This is a genomic window from Flavobacterium sp. SH_e (assembly GCF_025717045.1).
GTDB lineage: Bacteria > Bacteroidota > Bacteroidia > Flavobacteriales > Flavobacteriaceae > Flavobacterium.
The window spans coordinates 947,435-966,599 of record NZ_JAOVZN010000006.1 but is presented as its reverse complement, the minus strand read 5'-3'; the positions used below and the strand labels follow the sequence as shown (position 1 = coordinate 966,599).

Genomic DNA, 19,165 nt, shown 5'->3' with positions numbered 1-19,165 from the left:
TACTTTAAATTTTCTTAATAATATTATTTCATCGCAACTTTAGCTACAGCAGCTTTAACTGTATCGACAACTGTTTTAACAGTGTCAATTACTTTTGCAGCAGTATCTGTAGTTGGTGCAGCTCCTTCAGCTGGTTTCTCAGCAGCAGCTGCCGCTTTAATATCTTGAGCTAAAGTAGTTTTCTCACTTAACCATTTTTTGTAATCCTCTGGAGAATCAACTACAACTTTCATTTGCATGTTGTAGTGAGAAGCTCCACAAATTTTATTACATAATAATAAATAATCAAATGTGTAAGGATCTAAAGCTGTACCACCTTTTGCAACTAATTCAGCGCTTTTTTCAGCTCTAAGTTTGTTGATGTGTGCTACTTTTTCAACCATAAATGGTAACTCTCTATATTCTGCAGTAGTATAAGTAGGAACGAAAGCAAATTCAGTAACCATACCTGGAACACAGTTCATTTGTGCTCTAAAGTGAGGGAAGTAAGCTGAGTGCAATACATCCTGAGAACGCATTTTAAAGTGAACTTTTTTACCTTTAGGGATGTGTAATTCTGAAACTACAATATCATCTTGAGCATTGGGATCAGACATGTCAACTCCTAATGTATTAACGCCTTCAATTAAACGAACGTTAGCTTTACCTAAAACATTGTCTTGTCCAGCATATCTAGCTGTCCATTTAAATTGTTGAGCGTATAATTCGATTTCGATTACATCTTCATCTTTATCAACAAACATAATGTTATTCCAAGCATATAATCCGTAAAGGATCAAACAAGCTAAAACAACCGATGGAATAATACTCCAGATTGCTTCTAGTTTATTACTATCAGCAAAGAATAATGCTTTTCTATCCTTGTTTCCTCTATTTTTAAAAGAAAACCAGTAAAGCAAGCCTTGCGTAATAACTTGAACTGTAAAGATTAAAACCCAAGTAATATTCATTAAATTATCTACTAAACCACCGTGCTCAGAAGCAGGAGTATGAAGTACCAAATTACCCCATTTTAGTAAACCATAAATCGTAAATATATATATGAAAGCTAAAAAGCCAAACATAATATATCCCTGTACGTTATTGTCATTATCTGATGCAACCTGAGAATCATCAGAAGACGACCCCACCTGAGTAAGATCAAATATCTTCGTCAATTGCCATAATGCAACCGCTAATAAAACTAAAACTATAATTACCAACAAACTTGTCATCTGTTTACTTCTTTAAATATTAATAATGAAAATGTTTACTTTCTTCGATGAAAGGATTTCTTTTTGCAAGCAAAGGAGATTTAGTTAATGCAGTAAATACAACAAATATAAATAAACCTAAGAAGAAAAGAATCGATGCAATTTCAGGAACTCCAATAAACCATTTGTCTCCTACTGTACCAGGCATAATCATATTAAAGAAATCAACATAATGACCTAATAATATCACAATACCTGCCATTACAACAACCCAGTTAAGACGTTTGAAGTCAGTATTGATTAATATTAATAATGGGAAAACAAAGTTCATAACAACCGCTCCAAAGAAAGGAAGGTTATATAATTGAATTCTTGTTACAAAATAAGTTACCTCTTCCGGAATGTTAGCGTACCAAATCAACATGAATTGAGAGAACCATAAATAAGTCCAGAATACACTAATACCAAACATGAACTTAGCTAAATCATGGATATGACTTGTATTTACATACTCTAAATATCCTTTTGATTTTAAATAAATTGTTACTAATGCAATAGTTGTAATACCGCTTACAAAGAAAGAAGCAAATACATACCAAGCAAACAATGTACTAAACCAGTGTGGGTCAAATGACATAATCCAATCCCAAGCCATGATAGACTCAGATACAATGAAGAATACTAAGAATCCTGCAGAAGCTTTGAAGTTCTTTTTGTAGTAAAGATCATCATTTGCTTCATCTTGTGCTAAACAGTTTTTTCTTGAAAAGTGACGGTATAAATTCCATCCTAACAAAAAGATAGCTGCTCTTACAATCCAGAAAGGAAAGTTCAAATAACCAGATTTTCCAGCAATAATAGCATCATAATTAGCGTTTTTAGGATCAGTTACACCTTCACCTAACCAAACAAAGATATGGTTGAAGTGTAATCCGCATAAAACTAAGATGATAAAGAAGATAACAGAACCAGCCGGTAAATAAGCTGTGATACCTTGCATAACTCTAAACAAAACTGGAGACCAACCTGCTTGAGCAACTTGTTGGATAGCATAGAAAGCTAAAACTCCCATTGAAAGCAGTAAAAAGAAAATACAAGCTACATATACAGCAGACCAAGGCTTATTTTGCAATTGGTGTAATACGTGCTCTAAATGTTTTTCGTGCTCATTTGCACCAGAAACTTCAGCATTTGCAGCTCCTTTGTGAGCGTCATGAGTAGCTTCAGCAGCTTCATGATGACCTGCTTCTTTGTGAGATGCCTCCGCTTTTTCTTCATGTGCAGCACCATGTGAACCATGTTCCTCTGCAGCTAGTATTTTTTCAACTTCTTGAATATCTTTTGGTGCACTTAAAAAACCATACCCAATTCCTAATAAACCAACGGCCATTAAGATGATAGAAAAAGTTTTTAATTTACTTGAAAATGTATACATATCTATTACGATCAGTTTGTTCAACAATTATAATTGGCTTTTTAGTTTCAGAACATAGTCAGCAACTAACCAACGTTCGTGAGCACTTAATTGATTTGCATGTGAACCCATTGCATTTAAACCATAAGTCTCAACATGAAAAATACTTCCTTCAGTGATCTCTCTGTCTTTATAGCTAGGTACTCCAAGAAATTTTTCTCTTTCAACCAATTTACCTTTACCGTTACCAGCAGCACCATGGCAGCTAATACAGTAAATTTCGAAAAGTTCTTTCCCTTTACCAGAGTTTTTCTCTTCTTCTGTCAATGGTGATTTTAAATTAGCTTTTGCTAATTCATAACCAGCCGTTGAGTTTTCATATTCATAAGGTTCAAAACCTCTATTGATAGTTCCTGCAACAGGAAGCTGTCCTTCCTTTCCTCCCTTAAATATTTTTGCTTCTGAATATGGCTCGTAAGCAACAGACTCATACATATTTGGGAAATACTGATAGTTCGGTGCCGAATTATTGTGGCAAGATGAAACTAAAATAGTTATACCAACTAAAAGTGTTATTTTATATATCCTTTTCATAGCTACAATTAATTCTTTTCTATTACTTTAACTTCAACAGCTCCAGTTCCTTCGAAGAAAGAAACCAATTCAGCTTCGTTATCATTTACAGCAACCTCCATTAAAAAGTGGTCATCAGTTGTTCTTACATCTGGGTTTTCAGCTTCTTTAAAAGGCCATAATCTACTTCTCATATAGAAAGTGATTACCATTAAGTGAGCTGCAAAAAATACAGTCATCTCAAACATAATTGGCACAAAAGATGGCATATTTTGGATGAAACTAAAACTTGGTTTACCTCCTATATCCTGTGGCCAGTCATGAATCATGATGTACCCCATCATAGTTGTTGCAACAGAAATACCAACACATCCATATAAAAAAGCACATATTGCTAATCTTGTTGGTGCTAATCCCATGGCTTTATCCAATCCGTGAACTGGGAATGGAGTAAAAACCTCTTCAATATGATGATGAGCAGCTCTAGTTTTCTTTACTGCATTCATCAAAACGTCATCGTCATTATAAATGGCGTATATAACTTTATTACTCATGATGTGAATCTTTACTGTTTGCTCTTTCTCTAATATAATTATCTCCTGTTCCTTTCAAAATTGTTTTAACCTCTGCCTGAGCAATTACAGGGAATGTTCTAGAGTATAATAAAAACAATACAAAGAAGAAACCAATCGTTCCAATGAAAATTCCAATATCAACAAATGTTGGTGAGAACATTGTCCAAGAAGATGGAAGGTAATCTCTATGTAAAGAAGTAACAATAATTACAAATCTTTCAAACCACATACCGATGTTTACTACAATCGAAATGATGAATGAGAACATGATACTTGTTCTTAATTTTTTGAACCACATGAACTGAGGAGAGAACACGTTACATGTCATCATTGACCAATATGCCCACCAGTAAGGTCCAGTAGCTCTGTTTAAGAATGCATATTGCTCGTATTCTACACCTGAATACCAAGCTACGAATAACTCAGTGATATAAGCCACACCAACGATAGATCCAGTAATCATGATAATGATGTTCATTAACTCGATATGCTGTAATGTGATGTATGCTTCAAGGTTAGATACTTTTCTCATAACGATAAGCAATGTGTTTACCATCGCGAATCCAGAGAAAACCGCTCCAGCAACGAAGTATGGAGGGAAAATTGTTGTATGCCATCCAGGAATTACAGAAGTAGCAAAGTCCATAGATACAATTGTATGTACAGAAAGTACAAGTGGAGTAGCTAAACCAGCTAATACTAAAGATACCTCTTCAAAACGTTGCCAGTCTTTTGCTCTACCGCTCCATCCAAAACTTAAGATAGAATAAACTCTTTTATTAAAAGGAGTAATTGCTCTATCACGAAGCATTGCAAAGTCAGGTAACAAACCAGTCCACCAGAAAACTAATGATACTGAAAGATACGTTGAAATCGCGAATACGTCCCAAAGTAAAGGTGAGTTAAAGTTTACCCATAAAGATCCAAATTGGTTTGGAATAGGTAATACCCAGTATGCTAACCATGGACGTCCCATGTGAATGATTGGAAATAAACCTGCTTGTACTACAGAGAAGATAGTCATAGCTTCTGCAGAACGGTTAATGGCCATTCTCCAACGTTGACGGAAAAGTAATAATACCGCAGAAATTAATGTTCCGGCGTGACCAATACCAACCCACCAAACGAAGTTAGTAATATCCCAAGCCCAGCCAACTGTTTTATTTAATCCCCATGTTCCGATACCGGTAGATACGGTGTAAATTATACAACCTAACCCCCAAAGGAAGGCTATTAATGCGATTGAAAATACAATCCACCATTGCTTGTTTGCAGGCCCCTCAACAGGTGCAGCTACATCTACAGTTACATCGTGATAAGATTTATCACCTATAACTAAAGGTTTTCTAATGGGTGCTTCGTAGTGAGACGACATAATCCTTTATATTGTTTCTTAATTAATAATTTTACTAAGTATTTCTAACTTTAACATGGTAAACCACATTAGGTTTTGTACCTACATGCTCTAATAAGTGGTATGATCTTTCGTCAGCAGCTAATTTAGCAACTTTACTTTCTTTATCATTTACATCACCAAATATCATCGCTCCTGAAGAACAAGCACTAGAACAAGCTGTTTGGAATTCACCATCTCTAACTGGACGGCCTTCGTTTTTAGCTTTTAATTTAGTCGCTTGTGTCATTTGGATACACATAGAACATTTCTCCATAACACCACGAGAACGTACGTTAACGTCTGGATTAAGAACCATACGTCCTAAATCATCGTTCATATGATAATCGAACTCGCTGTTTTTGTTGTATAAGAACCAGTTAAAACGACGTACTTTATATGGACAGTTGTTTGCACAGTAACGAGTACCAACACATCTGTTGTAAGCCATATGGTTTTGTCCCTCACGACCGTGAGAAGTTGCAGCAACAGGACAAACTGTTTCACAAGGTGCGTGGTTACAGTGTTGACACATTACAGGTTGGAAAGCAACTTGAGGATTATCTCCTGCTTTTTCCATTTCATTAAATGTAGATAATGAACTAGATAAACCAGCAATTCCCTCTTTTCTTTCATTATCACCTTCAAAAGTACTTTCAGAAGAATAGTATCTATCGATACGTAACCAGTGCATATCACGGCTTCTTCTTACCTCTGCTTTACCTACAACAGGAACGTTGTTCTCAGCGTGACAAGCGATAACGCAAGCTCCACATCCAGTACAAGTATTTAAGTCAATTGAAAGATTGAAGTGGTGACCAGTTGTACGATCAAATGATTCCCATAAATCTACAGTAGTAGCCTCAACCTCTTGGTGATCTAAAGATACCATTGGTTTTTCATTCCAATGTTCAGCATCTTTAGTATTGAATATTTCTAAAGTAGTTTCTTTAATAATATCTCCTCTACCCATTAAAGTTTTCTGACCTTGAACACAAGCAAACTCGTGTACTCCTCCAGCTTTTGCTATAGATACAGATTGAACATTATTGAAACCTTTATATAAAGCGTAAGCATTTAAACCTACTTGCATTTCTTCTTTTAGAGCTGCTTTACGTCCATATCCAAGAGCTAGACCGATAGTACCAACTGCTTGACCTGGTTGAACGATAACTGGAACATTTTCTAATTTTGCTCCGTCAACAGTAATAGTAGCATAACTACCATTTAAGCCTCCGTTTGCAACAATCTCGTTAGTCAAACCAAATTTTTTAGCATCCGCATTAGAAACTGTTACATAGTTATCCCAAGAAACTCTTGTGATTGGATCTGGAAACTCTTGCAACCATGGGTTGTTAGCGTGTTGCCCATCTCCTAATCCTGTTTTAGTATATAATACTAATTCAAAATCACCAGCAGATTTAGATCTTGCAACTGCGTTTGCAGCAGTAGCAGCATCAATAGCTGCTCCTGATAATGCTGAAGCTCCTAAAACAGCTACACCATCGTGTAATACTTTATTCCAAGAAGCACCTGCAGTGTAAGCTCCAGAATTTGCTTTTAAATAGTCATAATAAGTACCTGCAGTACCGTTTACTGACAATAAAACATCTTGAAATTGTTTTGTATTGAAAATAGGACGAATTGTAGGCTGAGTTAAGCTATAAGTTCCGCTTGTAAGCTCAAGATCTCCCCAAGACTCTAAATAGTGAGGAGCTGGCGCAGCAATTGAAACAATTGATGCAGTCTCATCTTCTTTTAATGAAAATGCAACTGATGTTTTAACTTTTTTCAATCCAGATACAAAAGAAGCTGAATCAGCTAAAGTATAAACTGGGTTCACTCCACTCATAATTAAAGTATGAACACTTCCTGCATTCAAATCTTTAATTAATTGTGCAACTGCAGCATTAGAACCTTTTCTAATTTGTCTTGCTCCAGCAGTACTAAAAGCTTCACTAGCCAATACTTGATTGATAGCCAAAACTAATAATTGAGCATTTTTATCTTCAATTCCAGATACTAAAACTCCTTTTGAACCAGCAGCTTTAAGCTGTTGAGCAGCCTTTACTACTTCAGTTTTAAAGTTTCCTTCTAAAGTTACAGGAACAGAAGCACCTACAACAATATTATAAATTTGAACTAAAGCTTGCTTTTGAGCAGCTACAGTCATTGGAACACGCTTATCAGCAGCAGCTCCAGATAATGTCATGTTTGATTCAAACTGAAAGTGACGAGACATTTTTCCGTTTTGAGGAATACGTCCTTGTGCATATCCAGCATCATATCCTCCGCCTTGCCAGTCTCCTAAGAAATCAGCACCAACAGAAACAATTAAAGAAGCTTTTGAAAAATCGTAATCAACTAAAGCTCTTTGACCATAAACAGCTTCAAAAGCATCTAAAGCTTCAGATGAAGAAACTGCATCATATACAACGTGCTTAGCGTTTGGATTTTTTGCAATAAACTCACCAATTAATTTTTCTGTAGATGGACTTGCCAAAGTATTAGTTAATAATACTACTTGACCACCTTTAGCTTTAGCATCTGCTAAACTTGATTTGATTTTCAAATCAACAGCTGACCAAGAAGAATTTTGACCGTCTACTTTTGGCTCTTTCAAACGAGCGCTATCATACAGACCTAAGATAGACGCATGAATTCTAGCATTCGCAGAAAATTTAGCTCCAGCAATTGTATTGTTTTCAATTTTAATTGGACGACCTTCACGAGTTTTCACCAAAAGATTAGCAAAATCAAATCCATCAAAAACTGTAGTTGCATAATAATCTGCAACACCAGGAATGATTTGCTCTGGCTGTAATACATAAGGGATAGACTTGTGAACAGGACCTTCGCAAGCAGCTAATGTTACAGCCGCTGTACTAAACCCTACGTACTTTAAAAAGTCACGACGTGAAGTCCCTGATGTAGATAAAGCCTCAGCATTACCTAAAAACTCATCAGTTGGAATTTCTTCAACAAATTCGTTATTTCTAAGCGCCTCAACAATAGAGCTATTTTCTAGCTCCTCAACACTTTTCCAGTATTTTTTGTTTGATGACATTGTATATATATATTAAAATCTTAATAAATCGATTAATAGTGGCATTTACCACACTCTAAACCTCCCATTTGCGCTGCAGTTAATTTCTCTACACCGTATTTTTTAGAAAGTTCAGCATGAATTTTGTCATAGTAAGCATTACCTTCCATCTTAACATCAGTTTTTCTATGGCAATCAACACACCATCCCATTGTTAATTTAGAATATTGCTTCATGATTTCAAATTCTTGTACTGGCCCGTGACAAGTTTGACATTCAATACCAGCAACAGAAACGTGTTGAGAGTGGTTGAAGTAAACAAAGTCAGGCAAGTTGTGAATACGAACCCATTTTACAGGCTGTGTTTTTCCAGTATAAGCTTGTTTAGTCTTATCCCATCCAACAGCATCATATAATTTTTGGATTTGAGCATCGTAGAACGCTTTGCTGTACTCAGGAGTCGCAGTTGTTTCAGCAACTTCAGAAATGTTTTTATGGCAGTTCATACAAACATTCAATGAAGGAATACCAGCCGTTTTACTTACACGAGCAGCAGAGTGGCAATATTTACAATTTATTTCGTTATCACCAGCATGAATTTTATGAGAGTAGTGAATTGGCTGAATTGGTTCATAATTCTGATCTACACCTACTTGCATTAAGTAGCCGTAAACAAAATAACCACTTGCCAAAAGCAAGAAGATTGCAGTTACTAAAACCAAGAATTGGTTTTTAGCGAAAGCTTTCCAGATTGGAAGTCTTGCCTCTTTTGGAGCAACCTCAATACCGTTTTTATTTGCAACTTTAGTTAATACTTTGTTCACCATGAACAACATCACAACTAAAATAGCCATAACAAGAGCAAGAGCTCCTAAAATAATGTTATTTGAAATAGCGCCGTCCTGAACATTTGTTCCAGGAGGAGTTGCAGCACCTCCTGTAGCCGCAGCTGGTTCAGCCTTAGGTTCAGAAGTATAAGCTATAATATTATCAATATCTCCTTCAGACAATTGAGGAAACGAAGTCATAACAGCTTTGTTATTTTCCTCAAAAAGTTTAACAGCAACAGCATCACCTGACTTAATCATGTCAGAACTGTTATGCACCCACTTGTAAATCCAAGCCATATCATGCTTAGAAGCAACTCCCCTTAAAGCAGGACCAGTTGATTTAGCATCTAATTTGTGACATGCAGCGCAATTTGCATTAAAAAGTTCTTTCCCTTTTACTGGATCACCGCCTCCTGCAGCTGGAGCAGCCGCCTCAGGCGCCGCCGGAGCAGCAGCATCTTGAGCAAATGAAGTTAGGGAGAAAATTAACGTTAGCGATAAGCCAAGCAGTAATTTTCTTGAGATCGAATTATGGTTACCCACCTTTTTCATATAGTATAAATAATTGTCTACTAATTTTTGGTATGATTTTTTCTGTACTAAATCCAGCAAAAACCTATACCCTCTTTTAAAACTTGCACAAAAATACGACTTATGAGCTATTCTCAAAACCTTAAAATAGTCTTAATTATCAATTTATATCAATTCTAAATAATATTAAAATTTTACACTCAAACTTTAAATAGTATTTTTGCATAAAAACCATCACATTATGAGAATTTTAAGTCCTTCAAAAAACCTTTTCTTAACAATTACAACGATTGCTTTCGCGCACAATATTAACGCTCAGGACCAAAATTTAACATTGAATCAAGACCCTAAATTTGAGCAATTGCTAAATGAAAAGCGCAAAATTAACACGTCAATAAATACAAACGATACTTATAGAATTCAAATCTTTAGTGGCAAAAGCGACGAGGCTAAAAAAACGCTATCGGATTTTAAAAGAGAAAATTCAGACATTGACGGAACAATTATTTTTAGCACACCAAACTACAAGGTAATTGTCGGGAATTTCAAAACAAGAATTGAAGCCGAAAGAAACTTAGCTGAAATTAAAAAAAGATATAAAACAGTCTTTTTACTTAAACCTGGAAAATAATTTATTTCAAATAAAAAAGCGAGATTTTCATCTCGCTTTTTTATTCTTTTTTAAAGCCTAAATACTTCTTTATTTCTAAACAAACCGATAACATTTAGCTCACTTTACCACTTTAATACCACTAGCCAAAAAACGAATTTCTTCTTTAGGAGCTTTAATAGCGTCTATTTCTGTTTTGTTTTTCTTAGCATCTCTTGCATAATGCTTTAGTTCTTCAACAGAAGTAATTTTTCTTTCTACACTTCCTTCTAAAACTACATTTTTACCTTTTAATGCAGTTGGCACAAAAAAGGCATAATCTTTCATTTTAACAAAGAAAGATGCTCCATCTTCCGTTTTAACACTCACCCAGCACCCTCTTTTTGGACAAACATCAGTCACTTCACCTTTTACTGCAACTTTTTCTATTTTATTTACAATTTTTAAATCTTTTTCTAATGTTCCAACCGAAATCGCTTTACCAACTGTAATATTCGAGACATCTTCTCCATAATAATCCCCAACCAATGCATTGCCAGTCGGCGGAACTACTTTCTCTGCCGCCTCTTGAGCAAAAGAAAAAACAGAAAAACACATAAATAAAATCACTAAATAAAATCTATTTTTCATATTTCTTTATTTTTTATTCAACATCTTAAATTTAAACAAACTAAAATACAATATTTATCCTAAATCTTTTTCGCCCTGATTAATTTCAAACTAAAATTTTACCAATAAAAAAGTCCCAATTTGCATTGGGACTTTAAATATATTAATTGAATCTTATTTCAATTTCTTTTTGATTGCTACTTCATGGTAAGATTCAATAACATCATTAATTTCGATATCATTAAATCCTTTTATCTGGATACCACAATCATAACCTTTAGTTACTTCTTTTACATCATCTTTGAAACGTTTTAAAGCAACTAATTCGCCTGTATGAACTACAACTCCATCTCTAATAACTCTAATTTTAGCAGCTCTCAAGATTTTACCATCAGTTACCATACAACCAGCAATTGATCCGACTTTAGAAATTTTGAAAATCTCACGGATTTCTGCTGTTCCTAAAACTTCTTCTTTCATTTCTGGAGCCAACATCCCTTCCATCGCATCTTTTAAGTCATCGATAGCCGCATAGATAATAGAATAGTAACGGATATCAATTTCTTCCTTATCAGCAAGCTGTCTCGCATTTCCTGCAGGACGAACGTTAAATCCGATAATAATTGCATCAGACGCCGAAGCCAAGTTAACATCAGTTTCTGTAATCGCACCAACACCTTTATGAATAATATTGATTTGAACTTCTTCTGTAGAAAGTTTAGAGAACGAATCTGATAACGCTTCAACAGAACCATCCACGTCTCCTTTAAGGATGACATTCAACTCTTTAAACTGACCAAGAGCAATACGACGTCCAATTTCATCAAGCGTAATATGTCTTTGAGTACGTACAGATTGTTCACGCATTAATTGAGAGCGTTTAGATGCAATTTGTTTTGCTTCTTTTTCATCTTCAAAAACGTTAAACTTATCACCCGCAGTTGCAGCTCCATCCAGACCTAAAACAGATACCGGAGTTGAAGGACCAGCACTTAATACTGTATGCCCTCTTTCATCATGCATCGCTTTAACTTTTCCATGATGTTTACCAGCAAGCATATAATCTCCAATTTTCAAAGTCCCTTGTTGCACTAAAATTGTAGAAACATATCCTTTTCCTTTATCTAAATAAGCCTCAACAACAGTTCCTTGAGCAGCTTTATTTGGATTTGCTTTTAGATCCAAGATCTCAGCTTCTAATAAAACTTTCTCTAATAACTCTTTAACCCCTGTTCCGACTTTTGCAGAAATATCATGTGACTGAATTTTTCCACCCCAATCTTCAACAAGTAAATTCATACCAGCCAAACGCTCTTTAATTTTATCAACATTAGCATTTGGCTTATCAATTTTATTGATTGCAAATATAATTGGTACTCCCGCAGCCTGTGCGTGAGAAATTGCCTCTTTTGTTTGTGGCATGATGTCATCATCCGCCGCTACTACGATAATAGCAATATCTGTAACTTGTGCTCCACGTGCACGCATCGCGGTAAACGCCTCGTGTCCAGGAGTATCTAAGAATGCTATTTTTTGACCATTATCTAAAGTAACTCCGTACGCCCCAATGTGCTGCGTAATACCTCCTGACTCACCAGCAATAACATTTTCTTTACGGATATAATCCAATAAAGATGTTTTACCGTGGTCAACGTGACCCATTACTGTCACAATTGGCGCTCTTGTTACTAAATCTTCTTCTTTATCTTCTACAACTTCTATTGCTTCTTCAATATCTACTGTAATGAATTCAACATCATAACCAAATTCATCTGCTACAATAGTTAATGTTTCAGCATCTAGACGCTGGTTCATGGTTACCATGATACCAAGAGACATACAAGTTCCAATTACTTTAGTAATCGGCACATCCATCATGATTGCAATTTCACCTACAGTAACGAACTCTGTAACTTTAATAGTTTTACTTCCTTCGTCTAGAGCTCTTTGCTCATCATCAGATTTCTGACGGTGTGTTTCTCTTTTATCTCTTCTATATTTAGCCGCTTTAGATTTTCCTCCTTTACCTTGAAGTTTTTCAAGAGTTTCTCTAATTTGGTTTTTTACTTCTTCTTCTGTTGGCTCAACTTTAGCCACAATTGCAGGACGGTTTCCTTTTACGAAACCTGGTCTTTGGCTTCTGTTAGCATTAAAGCCTCCGCCATTGTTACCTTGAGCAGGTTTATTATTTGGATTTGGTGTTCCAGGCGCATTTCCTGTTGCAGGTTTTGGCGTACCAGGCGTACCTGGTTTAGGGCCAATTCTTTTACGCTTATTTTTATTTGCGTTATTATTACCAACTCCAGGAGCTCCAGGTTTATTCTGAGCCACTTTTGGATCTTCTTTCTTTTTCTTGGGCTTATTAAATTGAGACAAATCAATTGTTTGCCCAGTAAGAGTTGTCCCAGTAAGCTTTTGATATTGAGTAGTAATAGTTTCCTCTGAAGTTGTTGGATCAGTAGACACGATTGGCTCCTGCGCAACTTTAGAAGATTCTGCTTTAACTTCTTTTTTCTCAGTAATAATAGGTTCTTCTTTTTTTGTTTCAACAACTGGAGTCGAAACAACTGGTTCAGATTTTACTGTTTCATTTTGAACAGGTTTTTCTGGCTGTATAGGTGCAGCAACCGCTTTAGGCTCTTCAACCTTCGCCGGTTCCTCAGAAGGAGTAATTGCAGGTTTTTTTGGATTCAGGTCGATTTTACCTACTTGTACAGGCCCCGAAACAACCGCTCTTGCTTTGATTATTTCTTGTTGTTTTTGACGCTCCTCTTCTTGTCTGCGTTTGTCCTCAATTTCTTTCTCACGCTCTACACGTAACGCTTCTTTTTCTTTTCTTTTTTCTTCTCCAACCTCTTTAGAAGCCTCCTTATTCCCCTTATCGCCCGCAAATTGGCTTTGAAGGATATTAAATTCACTGTCAGAAATTTTTGCATTAGGATTAGCATCAATAGCAATTCCTTTATCTTTTAGATAATCTACAGCTCTTTCTAACGAAATATTTAATTCCCTTAAAACCTTGTTTATTCTTATTACTCTCTCTTCAGACATATAACCTTTTTATTATTACCTTTTTCGTTGTGTTGTTAGAGCAGATATTCAGCTATTTACTAGCTATCAAACTCTTCTTTTAGTATTTTCATAACGTCTAGAATAGTTTCCTCTTCTAAATCTGTTCTTCTTACTAAATCTTCTACGTCGTGTTTCAAGATACTTTTTGCAGTATCCAAACCTATTTTTGCAAATTCTTCAATTACCCACTCTTCGATTTCATCTGAGAACTCTGTTAATTCAACATCGTCTTCATCTGCAACTGTTCCAGCGACATCACCTTCACGAATAACATCTAATTCATAACCCGTCAATTGACCTGCTAATTTAATGTTGTGACCGCCTCTACCAATTGCTTTAGAAACTTCTTCTAATTTCAAGAAAACTTCAGCTCTTTTGTTTTCTTCATCAATTTTGATAGAAGAAACTTTTGCAGGGCTTAATGCTCTTGTAATAAATAATTGAATATTATTTGTATAATTGATAACGTCAATATTTTCATTTCCAAGTTCACGAACAATTCCGTGAATACGAGAACCTTTCATTCCTACACAAGCTCCAACTGGATCAATTCTATCATCATAAGAATCAACAGCTACTTTTGCTTTTTCTCCAGGAATACGAACTACATTTTTAACTGTAATTAATCCGTCGAAAACCTCTGGAATTTCTTGTTCAAATAATTTTTCTAAAAACTTCTCTGAAGTTCTAGACATAATAATTTGAGGTTTATTTCCTTTTAATTCAACGCTTTCGATAATACCACGAACATTATCTCCTTTACGGAAGAAATCTGAAGGAATTTGTTTTTCTTTTGGAAGAACAATTTCATTTCCTTCATCATCAACCAAGATAACAACTCTTGGACGTACGTGGTGCACCTCTGCTGTATAAATATCACCGATAATATCTTTAAATTGTTTGTAAAGATTTGTGTTATCGTGTTCGTGAATTTTAGATATTAGATTTTGACGAAGTGCTAAGATAGCTCTTCTTCCTAAATCAATCAATTTTACTTCTTCAGAAACCTCTTCACCAATTTCAAAATCAGCTTCAATCATTCTTGCTTCCGTCAAGGTAATTTCTTCGTTTTCAAAATCCAGATCTTCATCAGCAACGATTACTCTTCTTCTCCATATTTCCATATCTCCTTTATCAGGATTTATAATAATATCGAAGTTATCATCAGATCCGTATTTTTTCTTCAATGCATTTCTAAACACATCCTCTAAAATTGCCATAAGCGTTACACGATCAATAAGTTTATTGTCTTTAAACTCTGAGAATGAATCGATTAATGCTAAATTTTCCATGCGAATTCTTTAATTAAAATTAAAATGTTACTGTAACAACTGCCTCTTTAATTTCTGTATAAGGTATTTGTTGCTCTTTTTGAACTGTTTCTTTTCCTTTTCCTACTTTTTTAGGTTCCCTTGCTTTCCAAGACAAAATTATAAAAACATCGTTAGCTTCTATCAATTCTGCTTCGATTTTTTCAGTATTTGTAGTAACAATCAGCGTTCTACCAATATTTTTTTTGTATTGTCTTACCATTTTCAGAGGTGTTCCCACTCCAACCGATGCTACTTCAAGCGAAAAATCCTGTTCTTCACGATCCAGATTATTCTCGATTGCACGACTAATGTCAATACAGTCTTGCAACGCCACTCCATTATCTCCGTCTAAACCAACACTAATTTTAAAAGAATCCGAAACAGCCAGATCAACCAAAAAGATTGATGGTTTTTCCAGAAGAGCTTCCGTAATTAATCCGTTTACTTTTTCTTTGAATGTCATAATTTTATAAAAAGAGGGGACACTTAGTCCCCTCATTATTTAGATTTTAATAAATAACAGTGCAAATATAGTGTTTTTTTTATAAATCAAATAAATTGATTGCTCTAAAAATATTTCTTACCTTTATAGTAGCATTAAAACATAGAATCATTCACATTATTAACCCCTCAAAATCATGAAACGAATTTTAGTACCTACCGACTTCTCAGAACACGCCGAAGACGCTTTAAAAGTTGCTGCTCAAATAGCAAAAAAGAATAATTGTGAAATTATTCTTCTTCACATGCTTGAATTACCACATCAGACAAATGACGCGATAATGGGCGGAGCAAGCATCCCTGAAAGCATGCTCTTTATGAAGAAGGCAAACGAAACACTTGACGAAGTTGCCGCAAAACCTTATTTAGATGGAATTCCAGTAACTGAGGTTGTAAAAATGGACAAACCAATACATGGAATCACGCAAATCAGTAGAGATTACGATGTTGATTTAATCATAATGGGATCTCATGGATCTTCTGGTGTAGAAGAATTACTAATAGGTTCTAATACCGAAAAAGTTGTTAGAAATTCAGAAATCCCAGTTTTAGTTATCAAAAAAGACATCCCTAGTTTTAGTGCCGCTAATATCGTTTTCGCATCAGATTTCTCAGAAGAAGCAAAAAAACCTTTTAAAAAACTTTTAAAATTTGTAAAACTATTCGATTCAAAACTACACCTAGTTACCATTTGCACTCCTAATAGCTTCAAACCAACTCATGTTAGCGAAGAAATTATGAATGAGTTTATATCTGAATTCGACATTCCCAATTACACAACCCAAATTTATAACGACACCAATATCGAAAAAGGAATTATCAATTTCTCTAACAGAATAGATGCCGACATTATTGGAATGTTCACACATGGCAGAACTGGTTTCGCACACTTCTTTAATGGAAGTATTAGCGAAGGCCTAGTTAATCATGCCGTTAGACCTGTTATTACCTTAAAAATCTAAAAACCAACATATCAACATTAGTAAAAGCTTCTCAATTGGGAAGCTTTTTTTATGCAATTCACTACTTTAAGCAAAACCATATTGAGCTTTTCAACAAAGTAACTTTGAGCTTTTCAACAAAGTGAAACGCGCTATTAATGCAGAAATTTGTCAAATAAAAATTCATTAAAAAACTACAACATGAAAACAATAGACAAAATTTACATTAATGGAGAATTTGTAACTCCACAAGGAACAGAATATTTTGACCTTATTAGCCCAACAACAAATGAAAAATTAGGAAAAGTTCGTTTAGGAAATACCGAAGACACTCAAAATGCAATTAGAGCCGCTAAAAATGCTTTTAAAACTTTTTCAAAAACTACAGCTTCGGAAAGAATTCAATATCTGACAAACATTAAATCTTCTGTTGAAAAAAGAAAAAATGACTTTATCAATGTAATGACAGAAGAATACGGAGGCACATTACAATTTGCAACCATAAGCTACGAATATATGCTAAAAGGATTTGATTCAGCAATTGACTTATTAAAAAGCTATGACTTTACCAAAACAATGGGACAATCTGAAGTTCAAATGACTCCAATTGGAGTTGTAGGAATTATAATCCCATGGAATTCCAGCAATGGTTTTATCGCTAGTAAATTAGCAACAGTAATTGTCGCAGGATGCACAACTGTTATAAAACCAAGCGAAATGAGCGCACAACAAACGCAATTAATGATGGAATGCTTACACCACGCCCAACTTCCAAAAGGCGTAGTAAATATTGTAAATGGATTAGGAGAAATTGTTGGAGCAGAAATAAGCCGAAACCCAGACATTGCTAAAATCTCTTTTACAGGTTCAACCAATGTTGGAAAAATCATCGCAAAAGAGGCAATAAACAGCATGAAACGTGTCACTCTTGAACTTGGCGGAAAATCTCCAAATATTATTTTAGATGATGCCGATTTCCCAAAAGCCATTCCGCTTGCTATTGCCGCAGCGTTTATGAATAACGGACAAGCCTGTATTGCCGGCACTCGATTATTGATTCCTGAAAACAAGCTAGAAGAAATCAAACTAATCATTAAAGAGATTACTTCAAATATAATTGTTGGCGATCCTAAAAATCCAAATACAGCAGTTGGACCAATGGTTAGCACGAAACAATATAACCGCGTTCAGGATTATATTCAGATCGGGATTAATGAAGGCGCAGAAATTTTAACTGGCGGACTAGGAAAACCTGACGGATTAGAAAATGGAAATTTCGTTAAACCAACAGTTTTCATCAATGTAAACAACCAAATGCGAATTGCCAAAGAAGAAATTTTCGGACCTGTTTTATCTATTATCACTTATAAAACAGAAGAAGAAGCAATTGAAATCGCAAACGACACCACTTACGGATTACAAGCTTATGTAAGTTCATCAGACGAAAAAAGAGCCCACAATGTAGCTTCTCAAATTAATGCCGGACGTGTTCAGATAAACGGAATTGGACACGACCCAATGGCTCCTTTTGGCGGATTCAAACAATCTGGAATCGGGCGCGAATTTGGAACATTCGGATTAGAAGCTTATTTAGAACCAAGAGCTTTGATTCAGCAAAAATAATTTTACAGATCTGGAAATCTTCTTCAAAAAGATTATCCAGATCTTTTAGTAATTTTACAGTATGAGCACAAAAACAGAAAAACCAAAAATACTTTACTCTTGTTATTATTCGCGAAGCCGCGAAGGAGAACATTTTATTCCTGAACACGTTTTTAGTTATCAAATTTCTGGCGAAATGATCGCTTCCGATAATAAAAATACTTTTTATTCAAAACCAGGAGATTTTCGTTTTAGCAGAAGAAATAATCTGGCAAAATTCACCAAAATTCCACCTGAAGGAGGCGAATTTAAAACCATTTCCCTTTTTCTAGATCAAGAAATCTTGCGAGAAGTAAGTAAAGAGTACAATTTAAAGTCTGAGAAAAAAGTAGATTCGGACGCTATGTTTTCATTGGCTCCTAATCCACTTTACAAATCTTTTATGGAATCATTGCTTTCTTATCTTGAAGTAGAAGAAGAAAACAATGAAACTTTATTCCATTTAAAAATTAAAGAAGCTATTCATCTGTTATTAAAAGTAAATCCTGAACTAAAAGATATTTTATTTGATTTCAACGAACCCGGCAAAATTGATTTGGAGGCATTTATGAATAAAAATTTCCATTTTAATGTTCAAATGCAACGGTTCGCCTATCTTACTGGAAGAAGTCTAGCTACATTTAAAAGAGATTTCCAGAAAGTTTTTGCTGAGACACCTGGAAAATGGTTATTAAACAAAAGACTTCAGGAAGCTTATTATTTAATTAAAGAAGGAAAATCTCCATCAGAAGTTTACATTGGAGTTGGATTTGAAGACCTGTCTCATTTTTCTTTTTCATTCAAAAAGAAATTCGGAATAGTTCCTTCTTCTTTGAAACCTTAAATAAACTATCGGGTTCAAAATTCATAAAACAAAAAAAAGCCTCTCATTTCTGAGAGGCTTTTCTGTTGGTCTACTAGGA

15 protein-coding genes are annotated in these 19,165 nt (G+C 35.0%); 4 read left to right on the top strand and 11 right to left on the bottom strand.

Annotated elements, in window-relative coordinates; genetic code table 11:
- Positions 1–23: 23 nt before the first annotated feature.
- From OD917_RS15035 to OD917_RS15005, 7 genes are read right to left on the bottom strand one after another with little or no spacing between them, the layout of a single operon-like run.
- Complete coding sequence (locus OD917_RS15035; RefSeq protein WP_111368032.1) at positions 24–1,214, bottom strand: cytochrome c oxidase subunit II; 1,191 nt, start codon at positions 1,212–1,214, stop codon at positions 24–26.
- Positions 1,215–1,233: 19 nt separating this feature from the next.
- Complete coding sequence (locus OD917_RS15030) at positions 1,234–2,628, bottom strand: quinol:cytochrome C oxidoreductase (protein ID WP_263524240.1); 1,395 nt, start codon at positions 2,626–2,628, stop codon at positions 1,234–1,236.
- 27 nt (positions 2,629–2,655) lie between these two features.
- Positions 2,656–3,201, bottom strand: a complete 546-nt coding sequence (locus tag OD917_RS15025; RefSeq protein WP_129748548.1) for a c-type cytochrome — start codon at positions 3,199–3,201, stop codon at positions 2,656–2,658.
- Between the two features lie 8 nt (positions 3,202–3,209).
- Positions 3,210–3,734, bottom strand: coding sequence for a DUF3341 domain-containing protein (locus OD917_RS15020; RefSeq protein ID WP_008466841.1), 525 nt, complete (start codon positions 3,732–3,734; stop codon positions 3,210–3,212).
- Positions 3,727–5,130 carry an NrfD/PsrC family molybdoenzyme membrane anchor subunit gene (gene nrfD, locus OD917_RS15015; RefSeq protein ID WP_008466839.1) on the bottom strand — a complete coding sequence of 468 codons (1,404 nt, stop codon included), beginning with the start codon at positions 5,128–5,130 and terminating at the stop codon, positions 3,727–3,729. Before nrfD ends, OD917_RS15020 begins: the two co-directional genes overlap by 8 nt.
- Positions 5,131–5,164: 34 nt before the next feature.
- The gene (locus tag OD917_RS15010; RefSeq protein WP_263524239.1) at positions 5,165–8,215 is read right to left on the bottom strand and encodes a TAT-variant-translocated molybdopterin oxidoreductase; all 3,051 of its coding nucleotides are present in this window, start codon (positions 8,213–8,215) and stop codon (positions 5,165–5,167) included.
- Between the two features lie 32 nt (positions 8,216–8,247).
- Complete coding sequence (locus tag OD917_RS15005; RefSeq protein WP_263524581.1) at positions 8,248–9,576, bottom strand: c-type cytochrome; 1,329 nt, start codon at positions 9,574–9,576, stop codon at positions 8,248–8,250.
- A gap of 220 nt (positions 9,577–9,796) precedes the next feature.
- On the opposite strand from OD917_RS15005, the gene OD917_RS15000 reads away from it, so the two are divergent.
- Entirely contained in the window at positions 9,797–10,186 is a 390-nt protein-coding gene (locus OD917_RS15000) for an SPOR domain-containing protein (RefSeq protein ID WP_111287991.1), read from the top strand.
- Between the two features lie 99 nt (positions 10,187–10,285).
- On the opposite strand, the gene OD917_RS14995 is transcribed toward OD917_RS15000, so the two are convergent.
- From OD917_RS14995 to rimP, 4 genes are all read right to left on the bottom strand, one after another.
- Positions 10,286–10,795 (bottom strand): DUF4920 domain-containing protein, encoded by a 510-nt coding sequence (locus tag OD917_RS14995; RefSeq protein WP_263524238.1) that lies wholly within the window; start codon positions 10,793–10,795, stop codon positions 10,286–10,288.
- Between the two features lie 153 nt (positions 10,796–10,948).
- Positions 10,949–13,825, bottom strand: a complete 2,877-nt coding sequence (infB, locus tag OD917_RS14990; RefSeq protein WP_263524237.1) for a translation initiation factor IF-2 — start codon at positions 13,823–13,825, stop codon at positions 10,949–10,951.
- A gap of 59 nt (positions 13,826–13,884) precedes the next feature.
- A complete protein-coding gene (gene nusA, locus OD917_RS14985) occupies positions 13,885–15,138 on the bottom strand; it encodes a transcription termination factor NusA (protein WP_223707140.1) in 1,254 nt (417 codons plus the stop codon).
- A 19-nt stretch (positions 15,139–15,157) separates the two neighbouring features.
- On the bottom strand, positions 15,158–15,622 hold the full coding sequence (rimP, locus tag OD917_RS14980; protein WP_162614981.1) for a ribosome assembly cofactor RimP: 465 nt from the start codon (positions 15,620–15,622) through the stop codon (positions 15,158–15,160).
- 175 nt (positions 15,623–15,797) lie between these two features.
- Here rimP and OD917_RS14975 point away from each other — a divergent pair, with 175 nt between their 5' ends.
- From OD917_RS14975 to OD917_RS14965, 3 genes are all read left to right on the top strand, one after another.
- Positions 15,798–16,622 (top strand): universal stress protein, encoded by an 825-nt coding sequence (locus tag OD917_RS14975; RefSeq protein ID WP_263524236.1) that lies wholly within the window; start codon positions 15,798–15,800, stop codon positions 16,620–16,622.
- A 180-nt stretch (positions 16,623–16,802) separates the two neighbouring features.
- Positions 16,803–18,224, top strand: coding sequence for an aldehyde dehydrogenase family protein (locus OD917_RS14970; RefSeq protein WP_263524235.1), 1,422 nt, complete (start codon positions 16,803–16,805; stop codon positions 18,222–18,224).
- A gap of 61 nt (positions 18,225–18,285) precedes the next feature.
- Complete coding sequence (locus OD917_RS14965; protein WP_263524234.1) at positions 18,286–19,086, top strand: helix-turn-helix domain-containing protein; 801 nt, start codon at positions 18,286–18,288, stop codon at positions 19,084–19,086.
- The last annotated feature ends 79 nt before the right edge of the window (positions 19,087–19,165 follow it).